The organism is Nonomuraea sp. NPDC004354, from assembly GCF_053602555.1.
Genome location: NZ_JBSGDV010000002.1, coordinates 517,040 through 541,837 on the forward strand (window position 1 = coordinate 517,040; position 24,798 = coordinate 541,837).

Annotated in this window: 29 protein-coding genes; 11 read left to right on the forward strand and 18 right to left on the reverse strand. The window is 69.3% G+C overall.

Going from position 1 to position 24,798, the window contains the following annotated elements:
• Positions 1-55 precede the first annotated feature (55 nt).
• Entirely contained in the window at positions 56-997 is a 942-nt protein-coding gene (locus ACWENQ_RS08185; protein WP_452413240.1) for a hypothetical protein, read from the forward strand.
• A gap of 5 nt (positions 998-1,002) precedes the next feature.
• Positions 1,003-1,782 (forward strand): MauE/DoxX family redox-associated membrane protein, encoded by a 780-nt coding sequence (locus ACWENQ_RS08190; RefSeq protein WP_452413241.1) that lies wholly within the window; start codon positions 1,003-1,005, stop codon positions 1,780-1,782.
• 78 nt (positions 1,783-1,860) lie between these two features.
• On the opposite strand, the gene ACWENQ_RS08195 is transcribed toward ACWENQ_RS08190, so the two are convergent.
• On the reverse strand, positions 1,861-3,042 hold the full coding sequence (locus tag ACWENQ_RS08195; RefSeq protein ID WP_354917099.1) for an ATP-binding protein: 1,182 nt from the start codon (positions 3,040-3,042) through the stop codon (positions 1,861-1,863).
• Between the two features lie 198 nt (positions 3,043-3,240).
• On the opposite strand from ACWENQ_RS08195, the gene ACWENQ_RS08200 reads away from it, so the two are divergent.
• Genes ACWENQ_RS08200 through ACWENQ_RS08210 form a run of 3 tightly spaced genes read left to right on the forward strand, consistent with a single transcriptional unit; the run spans position 3,241 to position 5,409 of the window.
• Positions 3,241-3,726 carry a SigE family RNA polymerase sigma factor gene (locus tag ACWENQ_RS08200; RefSeq protein WP_452413242.1) on the forward strand — a complete coding sequence of 162 codons (486 nt, stop codon included), beginning with the start codon at positions 3,241-3,243 and terminating at the stop codon, positions 3,724-3,726.
• On the forward strand, positions 3,726-4,934 hold the full coding sequence (locus ACWENQ_RS08205) for a TolB family protein (RefSeq protein ID WP_452413243.1): 1,209 nt from the start codon (positions 3,726-3,728) through the stop codon (positions 4,932-4,934). Before ACWENQ_RS08200 ends, ACWENQ_RS08205 begins: the two co-directional genes overlap by 1 nt.
• A 10-nt stretch (positions 4,935-4,944) precedes the next feature.
• The gene (locus ACWENQ_RS08210) at positions 4,945-5,409 is read left to right on the forward strand and encodes a MaoC family dehydratase (protein WP_354908899.1); all 465 of its coding nucleotides are present in this window, start codon (positions 4,945-4,947) and stop codon (positions 5,407-5,409) included.
• Between the two features lie 14 nt (positions 5,410-5,423).
• On the opposite strand, the gene ACWENQ_RS08215 is transcribed toward ACWENQ_RS08210, so the two are convergent.
• The 4 genes from ACWENQ_RS08215 to ACWENQ_RS08230 all read right to left on the reverse strand — a co-directional run bounded on the left by ACWENQ_RS08215 (position 5,424) and on the right by ACWENQ_RS08230 (position 8,446).
• A complete protein-coding gene (locus ACWENQ_RS08215) occupies positions 5,424-6,047 on the reverse strand; it encodes a response regulator (protein WP_449929990.1) in 624 nt (207 codons plus the stop codon).
• A 223-nt stretch (positions 6,048-6,270) separates the two neighbouring features.
• A complete protein-coding gene (locus ACWENQ_RS08220; protein WP_452413245.1) occupies positions 6,271-7,410 on the reverse strand; it encodes a sensor histidine kinase in 1,140 nt (379 codons plus the stop codon).
• A gap of 347 nt (positions 7,411-7,757) precedes the next feature.
• Positions 7,758-8,021 carry a GntR family transcriptional regulator gene (locus tag ACWENQ_RS08225; protein ID WP_452413246.1) on the reverse strand — a complete coding sequence of 88 codons (264 nt, stop codon included), beginning with the start codon at positions 8,019-8,021 and terminating at the stop codon, positions 7,758-7,760.
• 167 nt (positions 8,022-8,188) lie between these two features.
• On the reverse strand, positions 8,189-8,446 hold the full coding sequence (locus ACWENQ_RS08230) for a GntR family transcriptional regulator (protein WP_452413247.1): 258 nt from the start codon (positions 8,444-8,446) through the stop codon (positions 8,189-8,191).
• A gap of 184 nt (positions 8,447-8,630) precedes the next feature.
• Between ACWENQ_RS08230 and ACWENQ_RS08235 the strand changes: the two genes are divergently transcribed.
• The 5 genes from ACWENQ_RS08235 to ACWENQ_RS08255 all read left to right on the forward strand — a co-directional run bounded on the left by ACWENQ_RS08235 (position 8,631) and on the right by ACWENQ_RS08255 (position 12,666).
• Positions 8,631-8,792: a hypothetical protein gene (locus tag ACWENQ_RS08235; protein WP_452413248.1), complete on the forward strand. Its 162-nt coding sequence runs from the start codon at positions 8,631-8,633 to the stop codon at positions 8,790-8,792.
• Positions 8,793-8,939: 147 nt separating this feature from the next.
• Positions 8,940-9,989, forward strand: coding sequence for a hypothetical protein (locus ACWENQ_RS08240; protein ID WP_452413250.1), 1,050 nt, complete (start codon positions 8,940-8,942; stop codon positions 9,987-9,989).
• Positions 9,986-12,046: a hypothetical protein gene (locus ACWENQ_RS08245; protein WP_452413252.1), complete on the forward strand. Its 2,061-nt coding sequence runs from the start codon at positions 9,986-9,988 to the stop codon at positions 12,044-12,046. Before ACWENQ_RS08240 ends, ACWENQ_RS08245 begins: the two co-directional genes overlap by 4 nt.
• A 162-nt stretch (positions 12,047-12,208) precedes the next feature.
• Complete coding sequence (locus ACWENQ_RS08250; protein WP_452413253.1) at positions 12,209-12,412, forward strand: hypothetical protein; 204 nt, start codon at positions 12,209-12,211, stop codon at positions 12,410-12,412.
• Positions 12,412-12,666 (forward strand): hypothetical protein, encoded by a 255-nt coding sequence (locus tag ACWENQ_RS08255; RefSeq protein WP_452413255.1) that lies wholly within the window; start codon positions 12,412-12,414, stop codon positions 12,664-12,666. Before ACWENQ_RS08250 ends, ACWENQ_RS08255 begins: the two co-directional genes overlap by 1 nt.
• 19 nt (positions 12,667-12,685) lie before the next feature.
• Here ACWENQ_RS08255 and ACWENQ_RS08260 read toward each other — a convergent pair whose 3' ends face one another.
• Positions 12,686-12,889: a hypothetical protein gene (locus ACWENQ_RS08260; protein ID WP_452413257.1), complete on the reverse strand. Its 204-nt coding sequence runs from the start codon at positions 12,887-12,889 to the stop codon at positions 12,686-12,688.
• A gap of 327 nt (positions 12,890-13,216) precedes the next feature.
• On the opposite strand from ACWENQ_RS08260, the gene ACWENQ_RS08265 reads away from it, so the two are divergent.
• A complete protein-coding gene (locus ACWENQ_RS08265) occupies positions 13,217-13,696 on the forward strand; it encodes a DUF4352 domain-containing protein (protein ID WP_452413259.1) in 480 nt (159 codons plus the stop codon).
• Between the two features lie 69 nt (positions 13,697-13,765).
• Here ACWENQ_RS08265 and ACWENQ_RS08270 read toward each other — a convergent pair whose 3' ends face one another.
• The 12 genes from ACWENQ_RS08270 to ACWENQ_RS08325 all read right to left on the reverse strand — a co-directional run bounded on the left by ACWENQ_RS08270 (position 13,766) and on the right by ACWENQ_RS08325 (position 24,648).
• The gene (locus ACWENQ_RS08270) at positions 13,766-14,068 is read right to left on the reverse strand and encodes a hypothetical protein (RefSeq protein ID WP_452413260.1); all 303 of its coding nucleotides are present in this window, start codon (positions 14,066-14,068) and stop codon (positions 13,766-13,768) included.
• A 105-nt stretch (positions 14,069-14,173) separates the two neighbouring features.
• Positions 14,174-14,557, reverse strand: a complete 384-nt coding sequence (locus tag ACWENQ_RS08275; protein ID WP_452413262.1) for a hypothetical protein — start codon at positions 14,555-14,557, stop codon at positions 14,174-14,176.
• Between the two features lie 73 nt (positions 14,558-14,630).
• Positions 14,631-15,395: a peptidoglycan recognition protein family protein gene (locus tag ACWENQ_RS08280; protein WP_452413264.1), complete on the reverse strand. Its 765-nt coding sequence runs from the start codon at positions 15,393-15,395 to the stop codon at positions 14,631-14,633.
• Between the two features lie 18 nt (positions 15,396-15,413).
• Complete coding sequence (locus ACWENQ_RS08285) at positions 15,414-15,755, reverse strand: hypothetical protein (RefSeq protein WP_452413266.1); 342 nt, start codon at positions 15,753-15,755, stop codon at positions 15,414-15,416.
• A gap of 42 nt (positions 15,756-15,797) precedes the next feature.
• Complete coding sequence (locus ACWENQ_RS08290; protein WP_452413267.1) at positions 15,798-16,232, reverse strand: hypothetical protein; 435 nt, start codon at positions 16,230-16,232, stop codon at positions 15,798-15,800.
• Positions 16,229-17,914 carry a hypothetical protein gene (locus ACWENQ_RS08295; RefSeq protein ID WP_452413269.1) on the reverse strand — a complete coding sequence of 562 codons (1,686 nt, stop codon included), beginning with the start codon at positions 17,912-17,914 and terminating at the stop codon, positions 16,229-16,231. The genes ACWENQ_RS08290 and ACWENQ_RS08295 overlap by 4 nt, the downstream gene beginning before the upstream one ends.
• Before the next feature lie 150 nt (positions 17,915-18,064).
• Positions 18,065-19,846, reverse strand: a complete 1,782-nt coding sequence (locus tag ACWENQ_RS08300) for a LamG-like jellyroll fold domain-containing protein (RefSeq protein ID WP_452413271.1) — start codon at positions 19,844-19,846, stop codon at positions 18,065-18,067.
• Between the two features lie 13 nt (positions 19,847-19,859).
• Positions 19,860-20,360, reverse strand: a complete 501-nt coding sequence (locus ACWENQ_RS08305; protein WP_452413272.1) for a hypothetical protein — start codon at positions 20,358-20,360, stop codon at positions 19,860-19,862.
• 8 nt (positions 20,361-20,368) lie between these two features.
• Complete coding sequence (locus tag ACWENQ_RS08310; protein WP_452413274.1) at positions 20,369-20,818, reverse strand: hypothetical protein; 450 nt, start codon at positions 20,816-20,818, stop codon at positions 20,369-20,371.
• Entirely contained in the window at positions 20,818-21,213 is a 396-nt protein-coding gene (locus tag ACWENQ_RS08315) for a hypothetical protein (protein ID WP_452413275.1), read from the reverse strand. The genes ACWENQ_RS08310 and ACWENQ_RS08315 overlap by 1 nt, the downstream gene beginning before the upstream one ends.
• 32 nt (positions 21,214-21,245) lie before the next feature.
• Positions 21,246-21,494 carry a hypothetical protein gene (locus tag ACWENQ_RS08320; protein WP_452413276.1) on the reverse strand — a complete coding sequence of 83 codons (249 nt, stop codon included), beginning with the start codon at positions 21,492-21,494 and terminating at the stop codon, positions 21,246-21,248.
• Positions 21,495-21,504: 10 nt separating this feature from the next.
• Positions 21,505-24,648 (reverse strand): hypothetical protein, encoded by a 3,144-nt coding sequence (locus ACWENQ_RS08325; RefSeq protein WP_452413278.1) that lies wholly within the window; start codon positions 24,646-24,648, stop codon positions 21,505-21,507.
• Positions 24,649-24,798 lie beyond the last annotated feature (150 nt).

The following is a 24,798-nucleotide window of genomic DNA, read 5'->3' on the forward strand; positions in this document are numbered from 1 at the left end:
GCGTATTTTGCTCTCATCTGCAGGGAAGGGCCGGGAGTTATGTGACGCTAGGGGAGTGAACAGCACGGAACGCCGCCGGATCCTCGCGGCGGCGGCGCTCGGCCGCGACACACGGCATCCGGGGCCCGACCCGGAAGGCGGTGAGCCCCTCCGCGCGGTCAGCGGGCAGATCATCGACGTCAGCCCGCATCTGATCATCGTCGACACCGAGCAGGGCGTGGAGGAGCGGCTGGTCATCGCGCCGTGGGCGACGGCGTGGCACGGCGTCGACGTGGCGCCGGCCGATCTCCCGCTCGGTGCCGCCGTCACCATCCGGGCGCTGCGAGACGGGAAGGTCGCCGAACGGATCTGGGCCGACATCACCCGCATGACCGGCGCGATCCTGTCCGTCGAAGGCCGCCGGGACCTCCACGTGGAGCTCGACTGCGGCCCCCACCGGGGGCGCCGCGCTGTGATGATCCCCTACCGGGCCACCGGGCGTATCCGTGTCCGCTATCCCCAGCTCGAGCCGGGCTACCTCTTCGACGCCATCGGCGTCCGTGACGAGGGGGTGGGCCAAGCGCTGCTGCCCGCGACGTCGCAGCCCGGCCATCCCGCGCGTGCCGTACCGACCCCTCCCCCCGCGTACGGCGGAGCGCAGCAACGCATCAACGGAACCGCCACCTGGTCCGACGCCTTCGACTGCGACGAACGCGGAACGGCCTATCCCATGGTGGAGCGTTCTGACGCGGCGTGTCCCGACGCGGAGGTGTCGTGCGTCGGCCTGCCGTACCTGGCAATTGGTTCGTTACTGCATATCCGTAATGTCTGCACGGAAAGGGCGGCGAACGTGCCGATCGTGGCGTGCGGCTGCATGGCCGGACGGTTCTGCGACCGGTGCGTCGAGTGTGGCACCTCACCGAGAGGGCGCCTCGCCGAGCTGTCGCCGTCGTCGTTCGTGGAACTGGGTGGGGAACTGACCAAGGGGTGCTTCAACGCCCGGGTCGGATGGGGATGACACGCATGCTCGAATCGCAACTGCCGATCCTGATCGTGCTGCTGGTGCTCGGCACGGTCGCCAAGCTGGCCACCGTGCACACCGACGCCGAACCCGGCGCGCTGACCAGGCTCGGGCCCGCCGTGCTGGTGCCGGGGCCGCTGCGCAAGCCGGCGCTGGTCTGCTGCGCCGCCGGCGAGCTGGTGCTGGCCACCGGACTGCTCGTCACGACCTATCCGCTGTTCCGGTGGGGGACCGTCGCCTTCTTCGCGCTGTCGACCTACGTGCTGCTCGAACTGCGCAGGCGCCGGCCCGACGCGGGCTGTGGCTGCTTCGGCGAGGTCAGCTCGGCACCGGTCGGGGTGCGCTCGATCAGCCGCACGGTCGTGCTGACCGGGATGGCCCTCATGTCCGTCTGGGCGCCGGTGCCGGGCATGTCGGGCATCTCGTGGTGGACGCTGGCCGGCGTGGCCGTGCTGGCCGTCCTGTCGCCCGAGCTCGACGAGGCCGTCGCCCGGATCCGCCACCGGGCGCCGTGCGAGCAGCGCCCCGCCCCCGAGAGCGCGGGCCTGGCCAAGCTGAAGGCGAGCGCGACCTGGCGATCGCATGCCGATGGGCTCCTCTCCGCCGAGCCGTACGACAGCTGGCGCGAGCTGTGCTGGCGGTTCTTCGTCTTCCGCGACCACGCCGGGGACGACGTGGTGTTCGCCGTCTACCTCACGGGACGGCACCCCGTTGTGCGCATGGCGGTGGTCGGCAGGGACGACACGGACTCCATGCCGGAATATACGGCCGTATCGGCCTGACGCTAGAGAGCGCTATACAAAGCGATATGTGCCTCTCTAGCCGTGCCTAGCTTCCCCTCTAGACACGGCTAGAGAGAGTCAGATGGGCTGAGCGCGCAGGAACCTCCCGAAGTGTGGCACCGTGAACGCGATCAGGCCGCGCTCGGCGGAGAAGATGAGCCCCTTCTTGATGAGGCTGTCGCGGGCGGGCGACAGGCTCGACGGCTTGCGGCCGAGCGCGTCGGCCACGTCGGAGGTCGCCACCGGTTCGTCGCCGATGGCGGCCATGGCGTGCATGTAGTCGCGCTCGGCGGGGGTGGCCCGCTCGTAACGGCTGCCGAAGAAGCCGACCGCCAGCTCCTCCTCCGCCTCGGGCGCGGACACCTTGACGTCGTCGAGCGTGATGGGCGTGCGCGGCGCGTAGTCCCACGCGACCTTGCCGTACGCCTGCACGAAGTAGGGGTAGCCGTCGGCCGCCTCGTAGAGCGCGTCGAGCGCGTCCTGGGTGAACTCCACGCCCTCCTCCCTGGCCGGGACGAGGAGCGCCATATCGGCCGCGTCGCGGTCGAGCTTGTCGAGGCGCGCGTAGCGGAACAGCCGCTCGGAGTAGCTCTTGCTGGCCGACAGCACGCTCGGCAGGTGGGGCAGGCCGGCGCCGACGACGATCAGCGGCCCACCCGTCTGGGACAGCTCGTGGCAGGCCGCGCAGAGCGCGGAGATGTCGCCGGCCTGCACGTCCTGCATCTCGTCGATGAACAGCGCCACGCCCACCCCGAGGTCGGTGGCCACGCCCGCCGCGTCGACGAACAGCTCGGTCAGGTCGATCTCCAGGTCACCGGAGTCGGCCCGGCCCCTGCTGGCCGGCACGTCGATGCCCGGCGACCAGTGCGAGGTGCCCTTGGCCGCGGAGGGGTCGCGCATCGCGAAGGCCTTGAGCACGCCGAGGAACTCCTCGATGCGCTCGGGCGCGCGGTGCCTCGGCGCCAGCTCGCGCACCGCCATGTGGAGCGCGGCGGCGACCGGCCGGCGGATCGACTGGTCGGGCCTGGCCTCGATCTTGCCGGTGCCCCACAGCCGCTGCATGGCCATGGACTTGAACGTGTTGAGCAGCACCGTCTTGCCGACGCCGCGCAGACCGGTGACGACCATGCTGCGCTCGGGACGGCCACGGGCCACCCGCTCCAGCACGACCTCGAACTGCTGCAGCTCGCGATCACGCCCGGCGAGCTCGGGCGGGCGCTGTCCGGCGCCGGGGGCGTAGGGATTGCGCACAGGGTCCACGCTCTCGGACTTTATAGCCGGGTATAGCGGCCGACTTAGAGTTGGGAAGAAACACCTACGGCGTGTCTGGACGAGCATGGCACCCCCCCTCCCACCTGGCCGAACCTCTGTTCGAGTGCTTGCCCAGAACTGTAGCGCGCGGTCGAACACGTGCGCGAGTGATTCGAGTAAAGATCTTTGCAACAGCTCGAGCGCCCCGTGCGTCCCCGGTACGTGGAGTTCGACGAATTCGTCCGCGCCAGGGGGCAGGCCCTGCTGCGGTACGGCTACGTGCTCACCGGCAATGCCGAGGACGCGGCCGACCTGGTGCAGGAGGCCCTGCTCAAGCTCGGCGACACCTGGACCCGCGTGCGCAACAAGGACAACCCCGAGGGGTACGTGCGCACGATCATGGCGCGCCAGCACATCAGCTGGTGGCGCAGGCGCCGCAGAGAGCACCTCACGGACGACCTTCCTGAGGGCTCCTACCACGACAGCCACTCCTTCGGTGAGCTGTGGAACGAGGTGCGCGCGCTGCCCCGCAGGCAGCGCGTCGTGATCGTGCTGCGCTACTACGAGGACCTGTCCGACCAGGAGATCGCCGACATCCTCGGCGTCTCACGGGGCACCGTGCGCAGCCAGGCCGCACGCGCGCTGGAGAAACTCCGCGTCCGCCCTGGCGTGCTCGAAAAGGGGAAAGCGTGATGAGGACTGAGGAGGACCTGGTCCGTGCGTTGCGGCAGGCGGCCGAGCGGGCGCCGCAGCACGACCTGTCGGCCGCGATCTCGGTACGGCGGCGCCGCCGTACCAGGCAGAGGTGGATGGGCGCGGCGCTGGCCGTCGCGGCCGTGATCGGCGTGGCGGGGGCCGGGACCCTGATCGCCAGAGGCATCTTCACCAGCGGGGGCGAAGGCGGCGTGGCGTCACCTGTCTCGGGAAGCCCCGGCGAGGCCGTGGCGAGCGTCGAAGCACCTCCGCGGGACGTCAGGACCGCGGCGCCGACGCCGGGCGGCGGGATCGAGGACGTCTGGCCGAAGGCGTTCTTCACGATGCCCGCGAAGAACGCCGAAGGCTGGCGATACCGCCCCATCACCGGCATCAGCCCCACCGAGGTGTTGCTCAACGCGGAGTCGTCGTTCGAGAAGGCCGGCCGGATCGAGATCTACGACAGCGAGACCGGAACGTTCCGCACGGTCGCGGACGTGCCGGCCACGCCGGGGCTGAAGCGGTACTTCCCGCAGAGCGCGGCCGTCGACGGGCAGAGCGTCGTCTGGTGGGCGGTGGCAGGGCAGGTGCGCGAGATCTGGACGGCCCCGCTGGCAGGCGGCGAGGCGCGCATGGTCGCCACCTTCACCGGCGAGCACCTGGACATCGAGGCGATCGCGGTCAAGGGCGAGCACATCTACTGGTCCGAGCAGAACGGCACGGTCTGGCGCCTGCTCCAGACCGGCGGCGACCCCGAGAAGATCGCGGACGGCCTGCACCTGATCAGCTGGCCCTGGGCGAGCGACGTGGGCGAGCGCGACCTCGGGAAGAACCAGACCAAGGTGGTCAACCTGGAGACGGGAGAGACCCGCCAGGTCACAGCCGCGCCGAACGCCAAGGAACTGCGCTGCGGCCCCGTCTGGTGCCTCGGCGCCGGCCTCGGCCAGCGGCTGGACGGGTCCGACGTCAGGACGTTCGACGGGTTCGTCGGCGGCCTGTCGCCGTACCCGATCCTGGACAGGTACGTGTTCCTCTACCACTCGGTCGTCGACCTGGAGGCCGGCACCATCCTCGACCTGCCGGACAACCCCGACAACTGGAGCGGCGTCGGCACCTCCTCGGCACCCAGCACGATCAAATACTGGGGAGCCGCCAAGGGAGACAAGCCGGACGCGTTCCGAATGGTCAACCTCGCGGCCGCGCACTAGGGTTCGACCCATGCGGAGCTTTGCGAACGTGCAGGAGTTGAAGGCGGCCGCCGGCGAGACGATCGGCCCGACCGAGTGGCGCACCGTCACTCAGGAGCAGGTCAACCTGTTCGCCGACGCCACCGACGACCACCAGTGGATCCACGTCGACCCCGAGCGGGCCAAGGAGACCCCCTTCGGCGGGACCATCGCCCACGGGTTCCTGACGCTGTCGCTGCTCCCCTCCTTCCTGACCGAGCTGATGACCGTCGGCCAGATCGAGATGGCCGTCAACTTCGGCCTCAACAAGGTCCGCTTCCCCAAGCCCGTGCCCGTCGGATCGCGGGTGCGGGCCAGCGGCGAACTGCTCGACATCAAGAACAGCCCGGCCGGCCAGCTCGCCACCATCAAGGTGTCGGTCGAGCTGGAAGGCGAGCGCCGCCCCGTCTGCGTCGCGGAAGCGCTCCTGCTCTACGTCCCCGCCGCCGCCCAGTAACCCCCGGGCCGCCGTCAGCTCCCCTCGGAGTAGTAGATGGCGGCCTGGACGCGGCTCCTCAGCCCCAGCTTGCCGAGGACCCTGCTGACGTGCGTCTTGGTCGTCGCCTCCGCCATGTCGAGCTCCTTGGCGATCTCCGCGTTGGACAGGCCCCTCGCCACGCAGGCGAGCACCTGACGCTCCCGTGGCGTGAGCAGGTCGCCGGGCGGCTCCCGCCGTACCGGCTGCTCGGCGAAGGCGGCGATCAACCGGCGGGTCACCGCCGGAGAGATCAGCCCGTCACCCCTCGCCACCAGGCGCACCGCGTCGACCAGCGCCTCCGCGTCGGTGTTCTTCAGCAGGAATCCCGCCGCGCCGGCGCGCAGCGCGCCGAAGACGTACTCGTCGACGTCGAACGTCGTCAGGATCAGCACGTCGGTCACGCCCGCCAGCTCCCTGGTGGCCGTGATGCCGTCCTTCTTCGGCATCCTGACGTCCATCAGCACGACGTCCGGCCGCTTCTCGCGCGCCATGGCGACGGCCTCCTCGCCGTCGCCCGCCTCGCCCACCACCTCGACGTCGCCGGCGCCGCCGAGAATCAGCACGATCCCCGCCCTGACCGCCGCGTGGTCGTCGGCGACCAACACCCTGATCGTCACGGCTCCTCCTCCGTCGGCAGCGCCGCCCGCATCCTGATCGCCAAGGCTCACGGCTCCTCCAGGGTCGGCAGCGTCACCGGCACCTTGATCGTCACGGCTCCTCCACGGTCGGCAGCGTCGCGCGCATCCTGATCGTCACGATTCCTCCTGGGTCGGCGGCGTCGCGCGCACCTTGATCGTCACGGCTCCTCCACGGTCGGCAGCGTCGCGCGCATCCTGATCGTCACGGCTCCCCCTGCGTCGGCAGCGTCGCGCGCACCCGCCAGTGTTTCTCGTCGTACGGCCCGGCCTCGAACCGGCCGCCCACCAGCCCCGCCCGCTCCCGCATCCCGACCAGCCCGGCGCCCGACCCCGGCAGCGCCGACCCGCCGCCGGCCAGCGGATTGTCGACCACCACGCTGACGTGATCGGGCGCGAAGGTGATCGTGACCGTCGCCCGGTCGTCGCCGTGTTTCATCGCGTTCGTCAGCGCCTCCTGCACGATCCGGTACCCGGCGAGATCCACCGACACCGGCAGCTCCCTCGGAGTCCCCTCCACCGTCATGCCAGCGTCGACCCCTGCCTGCCGCGCCCGCTCCACCAGGTCGGCGACGTCCTGGAGCCGCGGCCTGGTCGACGCGTCGGTGTCTTCGCCGTCCTCGCGCAGCAACCCGATCATGGTGCGCATCTCGGCCAGGCCCTGCACGCTGTTCTCCCTGATCGACGCCATGATCTGCTGGACGGCTCCCGCGTCGAGATCCTTGCGCGACAGCACGGCCGTGGACTGGATCGCGATCGCGCTGAAGTGATTGGCGATGATGTCGTGCAGCTCCCTGGCCATCCTGGTGCGCTCGGCGACGATCACGGCGTTGCGGTCGAGCTCGGCCAGATGCGCCACCTGCTCGGCCCTGGCCCGCTCCGCCGCCGCCTGGTCGCGGTGCTGCCGCAACACCATCGCCGTCGTGACCGGCACCACGAGCACCAGCCCCGCCTGCACACCGAACACCGAGATCTTCAACAGGTCCCGCTCGACGAAACCGAACACGCAACCGATGATCACCGCGCCGGCCCCCGTGACGCCGAGCAGCCACCTGCTCAACCTCGGCGGGCCGTACAGGGCGGCGGCGTAGAGGTTGTCGGTGAAGATGACGATGGTCGGCAGCGAAGGGCCGGCGAAGGCGATGTCGAGACCCACCCCCGACACGCCGAGCGCGAGAGCCGCCAGCGGAGCGCTCCGCCGTACGGCGACACCCGCGCAGGTGAGCGCCAACGGGACGACCGGCAGCCACACGGGCACGCCGGCCCGGGGGTAGAAGGAACCGGCCGCCAGCAGGACGAGACCCACGGCGAAGGTCGCGACAGCGCCCAGGAGGTCTCGTCTCATCCCCCCATCTCACCATCGGTCGCAGGGGTGTCGATGGCACCTGGGGCTGGGCTGTGGATACGCCGAAGGTTGTACACAGGGTCATCGGAGCGGACTAGGCGGCGAATTGGTTCGAGGCATGGCTCCGGGTCCGCTATGCTTGCTTACGCAGCGAGCGGCCGTAGCTCAATGGATAGAGCATCTGACTACGGATTATCTCCCCTTAAGCAGCGTACGACAACCCGTTTGACCAGGTCCGGGTGAAGCAGCGTACGAACCGAATCAGACGCTTAATCTCTGATCAAGAAACCGGGCGAAAGTATAGAAAAACCCCCCACGAGTGTCGCTCGTGTGGGGGTTTCGGCAGATCAGTCCTCGTCGGGAGGCTCGGGGCCGACGAACGAGCCCAACCGTATCCGGGTGTACAGCAGCTCTTGTTCGCGGAGATTAGCGAACGCCTTTCTCACCGTATTTCTGGCGACGCCGAATTCCTGAGCAACGCTATTTTCGGAGAGAAAGTGACCGGGTGGATATTCGCCTTCCCTGATTCGTTTCCGAATCTCGTTGGAAATCTGGCGCCATACCTCCATGTCTTTGCGCCATTGAGGCTGTCCATCCCGGAAGTTGATCATGTGAACGAGCGTAGACGAGTGTGAACGTGCCCCCTCATCCCGCTACATGCACGCTGTAGCGCGCTACAGCACGCACAAGCGTGCACAAGCGCATGCATGCGTGAGCCAGGAACTGGGTATGCCGGTCGCATCGCGGTCGGTGCGGCGCCACCCGCGCCGCCCGCGGCCTACTGCCCGCCGTCGGACTGGAGCTTCTCGGCGGCGGCGGGCAGCACGTAGCTTCCCGTGCCCGGCTCCGTCTCCGTCAGGCCCGCATCGCGGAGAGCCCGGTGCACCTTCTGGGCGACCGTGTTGCTCATCTCGAACTCGACCATCAGCTCGTGCACGGTAGGCACGCGGTCGCCGGCGGCCAGCTCGCCGCTGCGGATCCGCTCCACGATGGCGGCGTACGCCTGACGCCATTTCGATCTACTCGGGTGCACCACGGACCAACGACATCAGGGCGTACCTGGGCAAACATAGGTACACCCTGATGCGCTGTAACACATGTAGGGATGGTTTAAGACACCTTGACGTGGCACACTCGGGGCAGGACTGCACATAGATCGGGCCCGGCAGGCGTGCAACCGCCTGGACCCGGGCCCTTGATCGCACGTGGAGGTGCGACCCGTGACCGAGCCTACGGCCGCCGACGTCGAGGAAGTGCCCGCCGACGATGCGCTGGAGCACCCTCTGGCCGATCTGATCATGTGGATGATCCCCGGCCGCTCAGTCGGGATCAGCATGCCGCGCCAGGAGTCATACGACTCGCCAGTGAAGCGGCGCCCCTAGACGCGCTGCAGCTTCACATGCAGCGCAGGGCGGCTGGACGGGGAGGGCCTGGACCAGCCGCCCACTTCCCCCAAGACAAGAAGCGGCCCCCGGTCGGCGACTGCAACGCCTCCCGAGGGCCTTGACCGGACTCTGGAGGTCCGACCCGTGAAGAACGATAAGCGCCAGAACGGCGATGTACCAGCGCCGAAGAAGAGGAAGCTGACGGCCGCCGAGAAGCTCGCCGCCGCCGCCCAGGCCGCCGCCGACGTCCGCGCCTACGACACCAACCCCGACGTCATCGCCTACCGCATCGAGCGGATGCGCGCCCGCGTCGACAGGCTCATGTGGGTCGGCGTCATCCTCGGCCTCGCGTTCACCGCGGCGAACGTGCAGCAGTTCGCCGCGGGGAACGCCGAGCCTTGGTCGATCCTGTGGTGCATCGCCTGGCTGCTTGACCCCAACGTGTCCCTCATCCTGCTCGGCACCCTGCTCGGAGAGCAGGTCATCGCCCGCCATCAGATCGTGGCCGGCCCATGGATCCGGCGCACCAAGTGGACCGCGCTCGCGCTGACATACGCGATGAACACGTGGGCGTCCTGGGTGGTTCTCGACCCGGCGGCGATCCTGCTCCACTCCGTGCCGCCCGCGATCGTGTTCTGCGGGGCGGAGGCGCTCACCACGCTCAAGCACCAGATCACCGAGGCCGTGCACAAGGCGTACGAGGCGGCCGCCGTACGGGCCGACGCCACCACGCCCGCGCCCGCCCGTACGGCTCCCGTACGGCGGGCCCTCGTGTTCCGTAGGGCGCCCCGTACGGACGAGCCGCGCACGGTCCGCCTTGCGCGGGTGATCTCCTTCCAGCCCGCGCCCCGTACGGAGCCCGTACGCGTCGTACGGCACGTACGGAGCTTCGCCTTCACCCGGGCGGCGGCCGCCCCCGTACGAGCCGTACGGAGGGTGTTCACCTACCGGCCCGGAACTGCCCGTACGGAGCCCGTACAGCCCGGCGCGACCCCGGCCGAGCGTGACGTGTTCGTGAAGGACTTGACGGCCGAGATCCTGGCCGCCGCCGAGCGGAATGAGAAGTGGGGGCCGGACTACGAGGCGCTGATGGGCCGTACGGGCCGCAAGCGGTCGTGGTGCGAGAAGGCCGTACGGGATGCCCGCAAGGCGGTCTTCGGTACGGGCGCCCGTACGGAACAGGCGGTCGCGTGACCCAGCACGACGAGCGCCCCCCGCTCCTCGCCGACGGCGAGGAGCGGGACGCCGAATCCATATACGAGGCCACCGAGATCGTCACCGACCGGCCCGTCGATCTCCCCGACGACGAAGACGACGACGACCCGGTGCAGGTGTACGCCACCATCACCGGCCGGCCCGACGAACGGCGCCCCATCCTGCCCGCATGGGCGCGCTCGCGCCGCGACCTCGAGGCCGCAGCCCGCTGGTGGGCCGGACACGCCTGGTACGTCTCGCGGTATCACGCGTGGCACTCGCCGAAGTACGCCGCCCGGGTCCTGAAGTGGACGCCCCGCGGCATGTGGATCGTCGTGCGCGAATCCTGGCGATGGGCCTTCGACGCCGAGCAGAAGCCGCTCCGCAAGGAGCAGATCGCCAAGGGCGACGTCGAGAAGTACCTGCAGCTCACCAAGGTGCGCGATGCGCACGTACGCCGCCGCCTCCCCGTCTTCCTCGGCAGCGCCGCGGCCACGCTGACCGCGTCGGCCAGCGCGGTGCTCGCGCTGCCGGGCCCCGGCCAGATGCTGCTCGGCAGCGGTCTCACCCTCGTGCTCGGCCGCGTCGGCCGACCCGCCGACCGGCCGATCGTCGGCCCCGCGGTCGTCACCACCAAGTACCGGCGGCTGACCGCGGAGATGGTGCGCGAGGCGCTGTGCTCGATCGGCGTGGCCGGCATCAAGGACCCCGAGAAGATCACATTCCCGTTGGAGATCCACCGCGACGGGCCCGGTCAGCTCGCCCGCGTCAACCTGCCTCCCGGCGTCGAGGCGGTGGCGGTGTGCGAGGCCCGCCGCAAGATCTCATCCGCGCTACGGCTCCCGCAGGACCAGGTGTGGCCGTCGGTCGGCCCCGACCACGAGGGGCAGCTCGACCTGTGGGTGGGCTATCTGCCCGCGTCCAAGATGAAGCAGCCGAAGTGGTCGCTGCTCGCCGACGGCGCCCGCACCTCGGTATTCGAGCCGGCCGAGTTCGGCGCGGACCAGCGGCAGCGGCCGGTCGCCGCCGAGCTGTTCGCCCGCAACTGGCTGATCGGAGGCGTCCCCGGTTCCGGCAAGTCGTACTTCGCCCGCGCCCTCGCCCTGGCCGCCTCCCTCGACCCCACCGCCGAGTTCAAGATTGCCGAGTTCAAGGGCACCGCGGACTTCGGCGACTTCGACGAGCACGGCCTCTGCTCGGAGTACTACTGCGGGGTCGACGACGAAGCCCTCGCGGGCGGCGCCAGCATCATCGCGTGGGGGCTGGCCGAGGCCGAGCGGCGCGGCAAGCGGATCCGCAAGTTCCGCGCCCAGGGCCTCGCCCCCGAAGGCAAGGTCACCCCCGAGCTCGCCGCGGCCGGCGTCGGCTTGCACCCCGTCGTCCTGCTCATCGACGAGGCGCACGAGCTGCTGCCCGACAAGGAGGTGGCCGCCGCGGCGGAGCGGCTGATCAAGCGCGGCCGAGCGCTCAACCTGATCGTCATCCTGGCCACGCAGATCCCGGACAAGAAGAGCGTGCCGCCGAACATCACCCGCTGCGTCACCATGCGCGCCTGCCTGGCCGTGCAGGACCACGTCGCCAACGACATGATCCTGGGCACCGGCGCCTACCGGGCCGGGATCACGGCCACCGGCTTCCGGCCCGGCATCGACGCCGGATGGGCCATGGTGACCGGCCTCGAACGGCCCACGGCGGTCCGCTCCCAGTTCCCGACCCAGGAGGGGGCGGCGAAGATCCTGGCCCGTGCCCGGCAGCTGCGTGGCGGCCAGCCGGTCGCGGGCGGCGAGGAGGAGCGGCAGCGCCTGGACGTGATCGTCGACGTCGAGCGCGTCTGGCCTGTCGGCCGGCCCGGGGTGCAGTGGCAGCGGCTGGCCGAGCTGCTCGCCGAGGCTCGCCCCGAGCTGTACGCCGGCATGACCGCCGAGACCATCAGCTCCCTGCTTCGCGGCTTGGGCGTGCCGAGCGTGGACGTGAAGGCCGACGGCAGGCCGCTCAAGGGCTGCCGCTGGGAGGCCGTCGAGGCGGTCCTGCAGCGGCGGGAGCTCGTCCGTGGGTAGCGGCAATCTCTCACCCTCGGCCCCCGCCAGCAGGCCCGTAGCAGCCTGCTGGCGGGGGCGCGCTACCCGCGACCTTTCAATATTTCCGCAGTCCAGACAGGTCGCGGGGCAGGGTCGCGGTGCCGCGACCTTCCTGGCGGCCGCGACCCCCGGAGGAACCCCGTGTCCGAGCTCGCCGCCGTACTCTTCGCCGCCGCCATCACCCTGGCCGTCCTCTACACGAGCAGCAGCCGGCACCCGCTCACCCGGTGCAAGCGGTGCCACGGGAACGGCATACTCCGGTCGGTCGTGCTGCCCTGGCGCTACCGGCCGTGCCCGCGGTGCGGGCGGTCAGGGGAGATCCGCGGCCGGTTCGGACGCAAGTAATGGGCAGGCCAGAGCGCGTCGCGCTGGCGTCCGCCCTGGCGTCGGTCACCGTGTACCGGCAGTACCAGGACGACCGCGAGCAGCGCGACAAGGTCATCCGCGACATCCTCCAGGACACGAGCAAGGAGGAGATCGTGGCCGGGCTCGCTGTGATCGCCCTCCTCCTCCTGCAGAACCTCGCCGACGCCCGGGGAACGCGGGCCGACGAGATTCTGCGGGAGCTCGGGTTGGCCATCGCGAAGGGCGGCGAGTGATGACGGCCGCCGCGGCGTGCTACTGCTCGTCGGCGAGGCGCTGCACGAGCGTGACGGCGCGCGCCGTCTCCCGCTGCAGGACGTCGAGCGCGCGGAGCGCCTCCTCGAGCGACGGCTCGGTGGCGGTGTCCGCCGCGATCCAGATCTGGTCGGCGATCCCTTCGGCCGCGTGCCGTACGGGGTGGAGCACGCTGACGAGGGCGACGCGGTCCTTGCCGTTCATGCAGGTCAGCCTACACCCACAGCTCGAATGATTGTTCGATATCCGGGAAAGGAGTCTGTCATGCCGAGCGCATATGTAACACGAGCATCATCAACCACGGATTTACCTGGAACGTCCCAAAACGCATCCTTACCCCACGCGGAGGCTCCGATGGCGCAACCCCCGTACGGCACACCCCCGCCAGGACCCCACCCGCAGCAGCACACGCAGCCCGGATACATCCCCCAGCAGTACCCGCCCCACGCTAGGCCCGGCTACGGGTACGCACCGCCGCCCCCGCCGCCGAGGAAGAGCAACGCGCCCATCGTCTTAACCGTCGTTGGCGTCGTGCTGCTGTTGCTGTTCGGCGGCTGCGCCGTCCTCGTCGTCAACCTCGGCGACGCCAAGCGGACCAGCACGTCGAAGGCCAGCGCGGGAGCGGTCGGCGAGCTGGTGCAGGACGGCGACTTGGCCTTCACGGTGATCAAGACGGAGCGCGCGGATCGTGTCGGCAGTCTCCGGTTCGGCGAGGAAGCCCAGGGCGTGTTTCTCCTCGTCCATCTTCGCGTGACGAACATGGGAGACAAGGCCGAGTCGTTCTTCGGCAGCCGGCAGAAGCTGATTGACCAGGCTGGCCGGGAGTATGAGGCGTCGACGAAGGCGGCCATCTACCTGCGCGACTCCAACAGCCTCTACGAGAAGATCAATCCGGGCAACACGGTCGAGGGCGTCGTCGTCTTCGACATCCCGACAAGCGCGACGCCGACGCTCGTCGAGCTGCACAGCTCGAGCTTCTCGCGGGGTGCCAAGGTGAAGCTCGACGGCTGACTCTGGACATGACGAAGAGGCCCCCGCCTCCTCCGCAGTGGGAGGAGACGGGGGCCTCTTCGCGTCGTGCTACAGGCCGCGCAGGTCGCGTCCGGCGTGCTCGCCCGGGTGGTAGCCCGCCGTACGCGACGCCGACGGCGCGCTGTACGAGGGTGCGGCCTTCCAGCCGAGCAGAACCCCGGCGCCCGGCCAGCGCGACTCCAGGAGCCGGGCGAGCGTGTAATAGCCGGAGACGAGCAGGGAACCGACGGCCAGGGTGCTGGCCTCGACGGGCAGCTCGATCCCGAATCCGGCGAGCCAGGCGGCGATGGTGGGGATCCAGGCGGCGACATTGGTGCGCAGCCAGGACACGATCCAGTCGGACAGAGACATGCTTCCTCCCGAGGAGGGGATGAGGATCCAGTCGCGTATGCGCTGGTCAGGCCCGGCCTGGTATTTCAGCCGGTATATCGTCGGGCTCTTTTCCCCGACAGGAGGTCAGGAGCTGGGCGTCGGCGACGGGGTCGCGGTCGGCGTCGGCTTGGCGCACGCGTAGGCCGGGACGCCGGCGGCCGCGTCGGCGCCGCGCGAGCAGAGCACCGTGGTGCCGTTGTACGAGAACTGCATCTTGGCGGGCATCGTGAAGGGCTTCGGCACGCCGTCGATGCCCGGCAGCAGCACGCGGCGCTCGGTCGCCTTGCACCGGCCGTACCGGGACGCCTGCAGATTCCGCGCCTCCAGGACGCGCACCGCGCCGGTCTTCGAGACGCACAGCCCGTACGTCTTCGCGGGCTCCTTGGCGGCGACGGACGCCGCGGCGACGCCGACGCCTCCCGCCAGGAGAAGACCGGTGGCGGCGATGGCGGACAGCTTCTTGAACACGGAATCTCCTGTGCTCGGGGACATGAAAAAGCCCAGCCACCTCGGGCTGGGACGACTCGGGATGGTGTGCGGGCTACCAGGCGGCCGCCCACGTTCGCGGCCCCACCACGCCGTCGACGGACAGCCCCTTGGCGCGCTGGAAGACTCGGGTGGTGGCCGACGAGGTGGGCCCGTAGATGCCGTCGGCGGCGATCGTGTAGCGCAGCTGCGCCAGCCGCCGCTGCCACGCCGTGACGTCCTGGCCGCGCTGCATCGGCGCTCCGTGCCGGTACTGCAGGTATCGGCCGGGCCAGCGCGGCGCGGACGGCTGCCGGGGGATCGGCGTGGTGTCGTCGTGGCCGGGGAGCGGCATGCCCTGCTGCAGCCACGCGTAGAGCACGGGCCCGGGGCAGGTGGTGGAGTAGCCGTCGCGGTGGCCGCGCACCTCCCGGCCGGCGCCGCGCGCCAGCAGGTAGGCGACCGCGTCGTGCAGGCCGCGCAGCATGGCCGCAGTGGGCTGGACGAGGCCGCGGTCGCCGAGCAGGGCGCAGATCGCGTAGTGGCCCGTGTTGAGGCCGGGCCCGTTGGCCGCCGAGAGGATGCGGGCGCCGCGCCCCTCGAACACGCGACCGTGCGGGCAGACGAGCAGGTTGTACGCGATGTCCGACCACCTGTTGGTGTCCTGGTGGTAGGCCTGGATGCCCTGGACCGTGTCCAAGCAGCGGGCGCAGGACTTGGCCAGGTCGGGCGACACGAACGAGCCGACGTAGTGGAGCTTCGTGCCGCGCGCCGACGGCAGCGCCGTGAGGTCGCCGCGCGGGGAGCGCGCCCGCCATTCGGCTCGAGTCACAAGGTCCATGGGGTGCCTCCTCGGTGGTCAGCGGACCAGGAACGAGACGAGCGTGATCACCGTGCTCACGGCCGCGAACATGAGCCCGATGACGGTGAGCAGCCGCCGGTTCCGCTCGGCCAGGTCCTCCCGTGTGACCGTGGTGCGTTCCAGCGTGTCCAGCCGCCCCTCCGTCTTCGTGTGGGTGACGGCCGCCGCCGCCCGGTCCTCATCGACCCGGCGGACCAGGTCGGCGTGCCGCGCGTCGACGTGGTCCAGGCGCTGAATGACGAGCGCCACCTGGCCGTCCAACCGAGCGAATCCGGTCTCGACGATGCCGCGCAGGGCGGCGAGGGCGACGTCGACCTGGCCGGTGCCGGGCTCGTTCACGGGCGCTCCGTTCATTGGTACGGCTCGCGCCGCGGTGGAAGGTCAGAAGCTGGAGATGAGGCCAGCGCCGCGCAGCGAATCGAGCAGCGCGATGAGCTTGTTGTGCTTCTCGTTGATCGCCGCTGACTGGGTGTCCGCGAAAGTGGAGTCGTAGCTGCCGGGCGCGTTGCCGACGACGAGAATGGGGTCGCTGACGGCGACACCGGAAGGCACATCGGGCGGGATCGCGCTGTAGTCGCTACCGTCCGATCCCCGCCAACGAAACTCGCTGCCAGAGGCGTACAGGTAGACGCCCGACGCCGGCGTGCTCCCGGCAGACTCCGGGATCTGAAAACCGCTGGAGGCCCGGGTGATGGGCACACCGCGCGCTTCCCGCACCTGCGCCTCGAGGGCTGCTACGCGCTGCGACAGCTCCTGCAGGATGCGGTTCGGGTCGCGGACGCCGGTCCCGCCGAACGGGTCCATCGGCATACTCATGACGCCACCTGGTGTTCGGTGATAAGGGTTAGCCGGTCCTTGCCGCGGCCGCGCTCGTTGGGTTCGAGAGACCAGCCGATCAGACGCATCGTCTTGTCGAAGGTGGCCTGGCCGTCGCGGATCGGGTAACGCGGGTTGTTGAGGGTGATGCGGGCGTAGTCGCCGAGCCCGTTCGGGTCGAAGCTGCTGCCCTTCCCGAGCAGCACCGTGGTGGAGAACACTCTGGGAGCTCCTGGGGTCCGGGACGCCCAGTAGGTGGCGTAGTCGTCGATCGTTGTCTGATCAGTGGAGTTACCTGGGTGGGTGATGCGCTTGTCGATCCACGGCCAGCCGGCGGCTCGGTGCGCGTCCGCGGTGAGGACACTGGAGCGGGTCGGCGACTGGGATTGTGTGGCGTCGGTCTGTTGCGGGGTGCCGCCGACAACTCGTAGCCGGGTGTGTCCGGACAGGGCGGAGATGGTGCGCGACCAGGTGACGATGTCGCCCCCCGTCCGCGACTCGACGAACTCATGCGTCACATTCGGGCGGTCGATCTTCGGGCTGCCCCACTCCCATGACCTCAGGATCGACCCGTCAACCAGCCGCGGGTTGATCACGTGCTCGAAACCGCCATCGGTTCTGGCGTAGTTGGCCAGGACCTGGCCGACGAACGCGTCGATGTCGCCGATGAGCGGCCGGTCGATGCTCGACAGGCCCGCCTGCAGGGTGAGCCCGAGGTCGGATCCCGGGTCGGCCTGCACCAGCTGCAGGAGCGCACGCGCGTTCGCGATCTGGTCGCCCTCGTTGAGGGTGATCGCCTCGAGCAGGGCGACGTGGTTGAGGTAGCCGTCGAGCGTGGTGGCCTGCAACTGCAGCTCGACGTTGCCGCGATCATTGCGCTGCTCGACCGCGGTGTGCAGCCAGTAGACGCCCCACAGCTGGTCGTCACGCCAGCAATGGATGACAGTCCGGCCAGGACCGGAGTGGAGGTCATCCTCGGCTTCGGGGATGATTTCCCGGATCTTGGCTGCCTCGAGGTCGGAGGGGAGCGGGATGGTGCCGGACAGGGCGCCCTGGTCGCCGATCCGCCGGTCGAAGGTAACCCTGGACAGGGTTGGCAGGTCGCCGCGGAACTCGCCGGTGAGCAGGTCCTGCGCCGTGTAGGTGACGCGGGCAAGGCCCTTGACGGGCGCGAATGGCGGGAAGGGGACGGGTGTCGGCGTTCCGCCGCCTTCGGCGGAGCTCGGGATGAGAATGGTCAGCGAGTGAGCCGGGCCCAGCTCGTTGGATCGCACCAGCGTGCGCGCGGGCAGCTGGGCGTTGGAGGCGTAGGTGCGGACCGCGATCGTCGCCGACGTGAAGGACCCCGACTGCAGGTCGAGACCCGAGTAGCCGGGCAGCTGCTCCCAGGTGACGGCCTCGCCCGCCCCGTTGGCGGCGCCGTACCGGATTTCCAGGCCGGACGCGGTGGACGGGGTGGCGGCCGGGCACGTGGTGTCCAAGGCGCTGGGTTCGACGACGATGCCGGAACGGGTGGCGCCGCGCACGGCGAGGATGATGACCGTTCCATCCGCTGACGAGTTCTGCCCGATCTCGTAAGCATCCGGCTCGCCCGCTGTGACGGTGCGGATCCACACCTTGGTGCCGGCGAACCCGTCGCCTGCCAGGCTGGTAAGCGGCTGCCAGCCGCCCTCAATGCTCATGTCTGGCAGGGCTCCGCTGTCGGCGGAATGGATCGCAAGCAGTACGTCGCCCGGCTGGGCGGTGTCGCGTTCAGCCGTGCCCGGCGTCCCTGAGATCGGCGTGGCGGCCACTGACCGGCTGGAGGCAGGCATCAGCTCACCTCCGATCGGTTACAGGTAGGCGTGCTTCCATAGGGCGACAGCTGGTGGGGCCGTGCCGCTGAGGGTCTCGTAGGCGATGGTGGAGATGCCCTTGCCGAACACCATGTCCGGGATGGAGACGGATGCGTTGGTGCGTGCCTGGGCTTGAGAAACGCCGCCGATCGACACGGTGCCCAGCTTGGTGTCGATGATCAGCGCCTGCCCGGCGGGAACCTCCAGGTCGTACTCGATGACGCGGATGTCCTCCGACCCGTCTGGCAGCATGCGGGCGATCTCCAGCAGCGGACGCTGGGCCGGGCCGGGGCAGCGCAGAATCGGGTAGGTGGTGGTGTTGCCGGCGTTGAGCACGTCGACATTGCCGCCGTCTGGGATGGTGGCCGACAGTAGCTCCCGCGAGTAGAAGCGGGGGTCGGCCATCGTGAACTGGGCTGAGGCGGGGACGAGGCCGAGCGGGGTGCGCTTCTCGACCGGGGCGTCCCGTTTGGTGCAGGCGCCGAACCCGATGTAGATGGTGTCGAGCACCTGCAGGGCGATCGGCAACTGCTCGTCAGCGTCCGGGACTGGCAGGCCCGCAAGGAAGGCGTTGGCGGCGTCTTCGACCTGCTCGCGCGGTGTCTTGATGAGCGTCTCGACGGTGAAGATGCGCGCCTGGCTGTGTTTCTGGCCGGGCAGTGATCCGTGCGCGCTCGGGTGGGGAACGTCGCCGTTGTCGAGCGCGGGCATGTCCCACGGGGTGCCGATCAGCCGCTGCAGGCTGTAGACGGTGCCGCCGCCCATCTTGAATCCGTTGTAGGAGATCTGCCCCTTGCCGTTGAGGTCGTCGCCGGGGTTGATCGGCACGAACACGTCCGGCATCGGCACGCTTGCGATCGCCGCGATGACAGGCGGCGTGGCGGACACGTTCTTCACCGTCGACACCGACGGTGTCGGGACGGACGCGCTGCCCTGGATCACTGTCGGCTGCACCGGTGTGACCGCGCCGCCGGTGAAGATGTCCGGGGTTGGGATGCTGCTGGTGGCGGTGATCAGATCTGTTTGGACGTTGGTGCCCAGCGAGATGCCGGGCGTGGGGATGCTGCTGGTGGCCGTGATCGTGTCGGCGAGGACCTCGACGGGGATTTCGCCCGGGATGAGCGGTGAGCGGCGGTGCTGGCGCCACGCCAGCGGCGGCCCGTCCTCGAACGTCGCCCCGGTGCCGCCCGACAGCGTTTGGGCGTTGCCGCTGTAGTCGATGGCTTCGCGGGTGAACGGGTGCCATCGCCGCAGGTTCGCCGTCCGGCGGGGCAGGTTGGACGCGTACTCGGCTTCGACCTCGGCTTGCGATAGTGCGACGCCGGACCAGTGCTTGAACGAGGCCATGGCCCCGTTGACGGGTTCGCCGCCGAACAGGTCGTTGCCTATGACCAGCGTGGCGTGGTCAGTGCCGCCGCTGTTCAACCCCGTCAGAGCTTCAACGGTGAAGGACGCGTCGTTGGGTGCACGGCTGATCAGCTGTCCTGTGGTGCCGTTGACTGACACGGCGACGAAGTACCAGGTGCCGGCGGTCAGCGTGCGACCAGTGACGCTGGCGCTGCTGCCGCCCTGCTGCTGGAACAGCAGCGACAGTCCGTCCGTACTCAGCCTCAGCCGCGAGAAGGTGGCGCCTTCGGCGTCTGTCAGTTGCCACAGGCAGCTGATCGCGTTGAGATCTACTGAGATCTTGAACCAGAAGGCGACCGTCCACGCGGAGACCGTGCCGAGGCTGATGGTGCGGGTGTACTGCTGGCCGTCCGCAGTGAACCTGACCGCCATGTCCTACCTCCTGTCAGTCGGAGTAGGCCAGCCGGACAGAGGAAAGAGCGGCGTCGTTGGCCAGCGTGTCGGCGGCGTTGTTGGCGACCCGACGCACCAGCAGCCAGCACTCGTCCCCAACCCCGACAGAGTCGAGGTTGGAGATGGTGATGGTCGCCTTGTGCAGCCGCTTGGAGGTGGTGCCCAGGTGGGTGTCGTCCACCGATTGGGCGGTGGCGAATGCCTTGGTTTCGACGTCCTGTGAGTCCGTCTCAGGGGTGATCGCCGCCAGGGCGACCTCCCATCGGACCACTCCGGTGGTGGCGTTGACCGCGTACCAGATCAGATCGCACGTGATGTTGCCTGATCCGTAGTTGACAGCCTCGAGCTTCCAGTAGGCGGTCTCGGCGGTGGAGGCGTCGTATAGGAGTCGCGATACCGGGAAGTTCGTGCCGTTGATCTTGTCGTAGGCGGGGAACGCTGAGCCGAGGAACTGCGCCTCTTCGGGCTGAAGGTAATGCTTGATCGTCGCCACGGCACCCCCTACGGCGTCAGATCGAGGCTGTAGATGCCGGACGGGTCGTGCGTGACGAGGAAGGTCCCGTCCTGGGTTTCCTCGAGGCTGCCGAACCAGGTGGCCCACAGGGCGCGGTCGGAGTGGGCGTCGTCGTAGCCGAGGTAGCCCTCAGCGGCGATCGTCGAGTTGGGGATGGAGATGTTGTTGGCGTCGAACACCGCCGAGCCCGAACCGGCCAGGAACGTCGTGGTGGTCAGCAGCACCCCGCCTGCGGTGTAACCCGCGCCGGAGGACTCGTTGGCCAGCAGCCAGGTGTTGGCGTTGTAGGCGGTGTCGGTGGTGAAGTTGGGCGTCACCCCGGCGCCGAAGAAGGCGGCCTTCAGGTCCGTCTCCGACGTCATGTCGGTGGCCAGCTGGGTGTCGTCCCACTTGTCGACGTAGGAGGCGACCATGATGCCGCTCGCAGTCCAGGCCATCAGTTGCCCCTCCCAACGCGGGTCCGCGCCTTGATCGTCTGAGGCGACACCTGGACCGACCCGTCCGGCAGCGGCTGGTCTGACGCGGTGGCAGCGCCTGCGGCCAGCTGCTCCATCGCGGCCAGAAGCGGACCGAATTCGCGCGGGATGCGCTCCAGGTCGGCTTCGGCGCGGGCCCGGATCGCTACCTTCTTCGGATCCGTCGCGCCGGCGTACTCCTGGACCTCGCGCTGGGCTTCCTCGAGGCGGGCTTTGGCGCGCAGCCAGGTGCGGGTTTCGGCGATGGACGCCATGGCTTGCCGCTTGGCCAGCCTGGACTCCGGTGTGCGCTGCTCGGCGTGCAGGTTCTTGGCGTCCTCCAGCGCGTCCATCTCGTCTTCGAGGGCGAGCTCCAACTCCAGCCGTGCCCGCTGCCGGGCTCGTGCTCTCACCACTGTCGTACTCCTCCCACGCCCTTGATCAGGGGCACGCGTACGGTGACGTCTTTGTGCTGGTCGTGCACCCGGTGGTATTCGCGGGTGAGTACGACCGCTCCCGAGTCGGTGAGCCGCCGGATGATCCGGATCCGGCGGCCGTTCACGATCGGCTCACGCCGGCGCACCGCGGTCCGGCCCGCGTTCGCCTGCACGCTTCGTAGCCGCGCCAGGTCGGCCGCGGTGTATCCCTGCAGCCCCATCAGGGCCTCCTTATGCGTTGGCTGGGGCCCGCAGGCCGTACTCGAATCCGAACTCGGCGCCCACCCGCTTCACGTCGGCCTCCTCGCGGATCACCGTGTCGTTCATGATCACGGTCACGCCGCTCGACGGCGGCGCGGCCTGGGCTGCAGGCTGGCCGTAGCCGTGCTGGGACACGTCGCCGACATCCCGCAGGCCGCCGCTGAACGATGTTCGGCTGGGGGCGAGCAGGTCGTCGGGCAGGGATCCCTTGGTGAGGGTGCCGCCGATGACTCCCTTCAGGGCGTCGGTGGCGGCGCCGGCCATGGACTGGACGCCGACGATCCATCCGGCGATGGTGTTGACGCCGATGTCGGCCATCACCTGCGACGGACTCTTGATCTTGAGTTCCTTCTTGATCGCCCGCACCAGAGCTTGGACGATCTTCGTCATCTCCGCGTCCAGCTTCTTCAAGCTGTCCTGCAGACCCTTGAGGTAGCCGTCACCGGCCCGCTTGCCGACGTCGTAGAGGGCGTCGGCGCCGGTCTTGCCCAGCTGCTTCGACATGTTGTCGATCTGCTTCTGAGCGGTGTTGATGGCCTTGATCTCGCTGCCTGGGGCGCCGACCAGCATGTCGGCGATCGACGCGCCCTTCTCGACACCCGCGTCGATGATCTGCCGCAACGTGGTCTTGTTCAGGCCACGCTCGGCCAGCCGCTTGATGTCGTTCGCGAAATCCTTGATCGCCTGCGCTCGATCCCTCAGCGAGCCCGAGAAGTCGCCCGCGTTGAGCTCTTCCTCGGACAGGCCAGTGATCGCCGCCCACTCCTGGGCCGACCCGGCGACCTTCTTCGCGTACTCCTTCGCGTCCGCCAGCCGCTTGACGAGGTCCTCACGCTGCTTGGCCAGAGAAGCCAGGGAGTCGTTGCCCTTGGTGATGAACGTGAGAAGGTGGTCAGCCACATCGGGCTTGGACCCAAAGGCGTCCTTGATCTTGGACACCATCTGTTCGGCTGCGGAGACAGCGTTGCCCTCTTCGTCTGCCAGGCCCTTGATGAGTCCCTTGACGGTCCAGCGGCCAACCTCGGCCATCACCGTGCTGGGGCTGTGGATGCCTAGGAAGTCCTTGGCTCCCTTGAGAGCTGCCGAGGCGAGACTCTTCGCCGCCGCGATGGCGTCGCCGATCATCGATCGGATACCGGCGGTCAGGCCGGACCCGAGATCCTGGCCGGCCTTGTGGGCCTGGCCCTTGAGGCCGTCGAGTCCGCTCGTGACCTTCTTGACCTCGGACACCGCCTGCTTGGTGTCGGCGTCGACCTTGACCTTCTTGTCCTTGACCTCGTCGGTCTTCTTCTTGGTGTCGGCGAGCCCGGTGAGCGCCTTCGCGGTGTCGGCGTCGATCTTGATCCGCTTGCCGTCCGGCAAGGTCACGACCGCCTTGCCGAACTTGTCGATGGCGATCTTGCCTTCGTCGGTCCGGCCGATGGTGACGCCCAGGCTGTTGCCGAGCCCGACGATCGCGTCCTTGGCGGCACCGTTCTTGCCTGCCAAGTCGGCCAACGTGGGCAGCTGACGGGCGAACGCGGCCGAGGCCTCCTCCGTCTTCCCCGTCCTCTCGTGCTCGGCCGTAGCTGCGTCCGCGAGAGCGTTCGTGACGTCCCGCACCGTCTTGAGCCGGTCGAGGTTGGTCAGCTTGCCTTCCTTGGCCGCTGCGGCAGCCTCGTGCAGCGCGTCCTTCAACCGGATTTCGGCGTTCAACGCCGCGCTGGCCGGGTCAAACAACTCCTCAAGGGAGTCGCTGAAGTTGCGCACGCCGGCCGCCGCGTCGTCGCCGGCGCCGCCCACGCCCTGCATCGCGGTGGCTGCGTTGGCCGCGGCCTCCTTCGCGCGGGCGAGCGCGGCCGGCAGATTCTCCATGTCCTGCTGGAGCTGCTCGGGGCTCGCCCCGAACATGGCCTCGAACAGCACGTTGCCCGCATTGCTCGCGTCGATCGGCAGGGTGAGCACGGCCTTGATCTCGTCAGCCCAGGCCAGCACGTCAGCGCCCACGCTCAGCAGCGCGGTGGCGTCCTCGACCAGGTCGGCAAGCATCTGCGGGTCTTCGTTGGCGATCTCGGCGAGCTTGTCGAGGGTGTCGGAGATGTTGTCGATGATCGCGGGCATGCGGTCGCCCAGCGCGCGCAGGACGGTGCCTGCGGCGTCGCCGAGCCGCTCCAAGGTCGGGCCGAGAGACCCGACGCCTTCGCCCACCTTCGCGATGAAGTGATCGACGTCGGGTACGAGGTCCGCGAAGATCCGCTTCAGGGACGGCTTGAGCCGGTCGAACGCCTTCTCGGCGACCTCGGCGGCGCGGATCGCACTGCCCTCGAAGGGCTTGGCCACGTCGGCCAGCTCGCGCTTGATCTCGTCCGCAGTCTCCGACCAGGCATGCCGCACAGCGTCGGAGGTAGCGGCCGCCTTGAAGCCGACGGCGGCCAGGCCGGCGCCGAGGGCGGCCACGATCCCGCCCGCCGCCACTGAGGCGATCAGGGGCAGCGCCTCGATCGCCGCCGCGGCGATGGCCACGTTGGCGGGCCCGGCCTTTCCGAGCACGGACATGCCGCCCTCGAACGCCTTGCCGGTCTTGTCCGCGGCCTCCTCTGCCCCATCCGCGAGCCCGTCGAACAGCTGCTTGCCTTCGGCGACGAACCGGCCACGCGCATCCCGCAGGCGTCCGTCAGCGCCGCGCACGAACCGTTCCCCGGCCTGCTCCCCGCTGTCCTCGGCCGCCTCCTCCAGAACGCCGAGAGCGGCGAGCGCCTGGGCGATGTCGGCGTCGATCTCGACCTCAAGCTCGCCGCGGCGGTGCTGGTCGAGGTCGTCGAACGCCTCATCCACCGCGCGCTCAAGCTCGGCGGCGAAACGGTCGGCGTCCTCCTCCATGTCCTTGAAGGCCTGTTCGAGGGAGGCTTCCAGCCGGTCCAGATCAGCGATGGCTGACGCGGGGTCGAGGCCGTCGGCGATCGCGCGCTGGATGTCTGCCAGCGACCGGACAACCGAGCCCTCCATGCCGGCCATTGAGCTGGACGTCTCGGACTGCAGGGATCGCAGGTCGGAAGCGATCTCACGGGTGCCACGCGTGAAGTCGGAGCGGTCGATCTGGGCGTAGGCGACGAGCTCGCCGACGGTCAACGCCATGAGGAGGTCACCCCCTCACGTCAGTAGTCGTCGAAGCTGGCCTCATCGAGCGGGCGGCCAGGGCCTTGTTGTTCTTCGCGGGCGCGGAAGACGCGGAACAGGCGGGTGCGCGGCTCGCTGAGCAGGCCGATGATGCGCACCCTCAGCCAG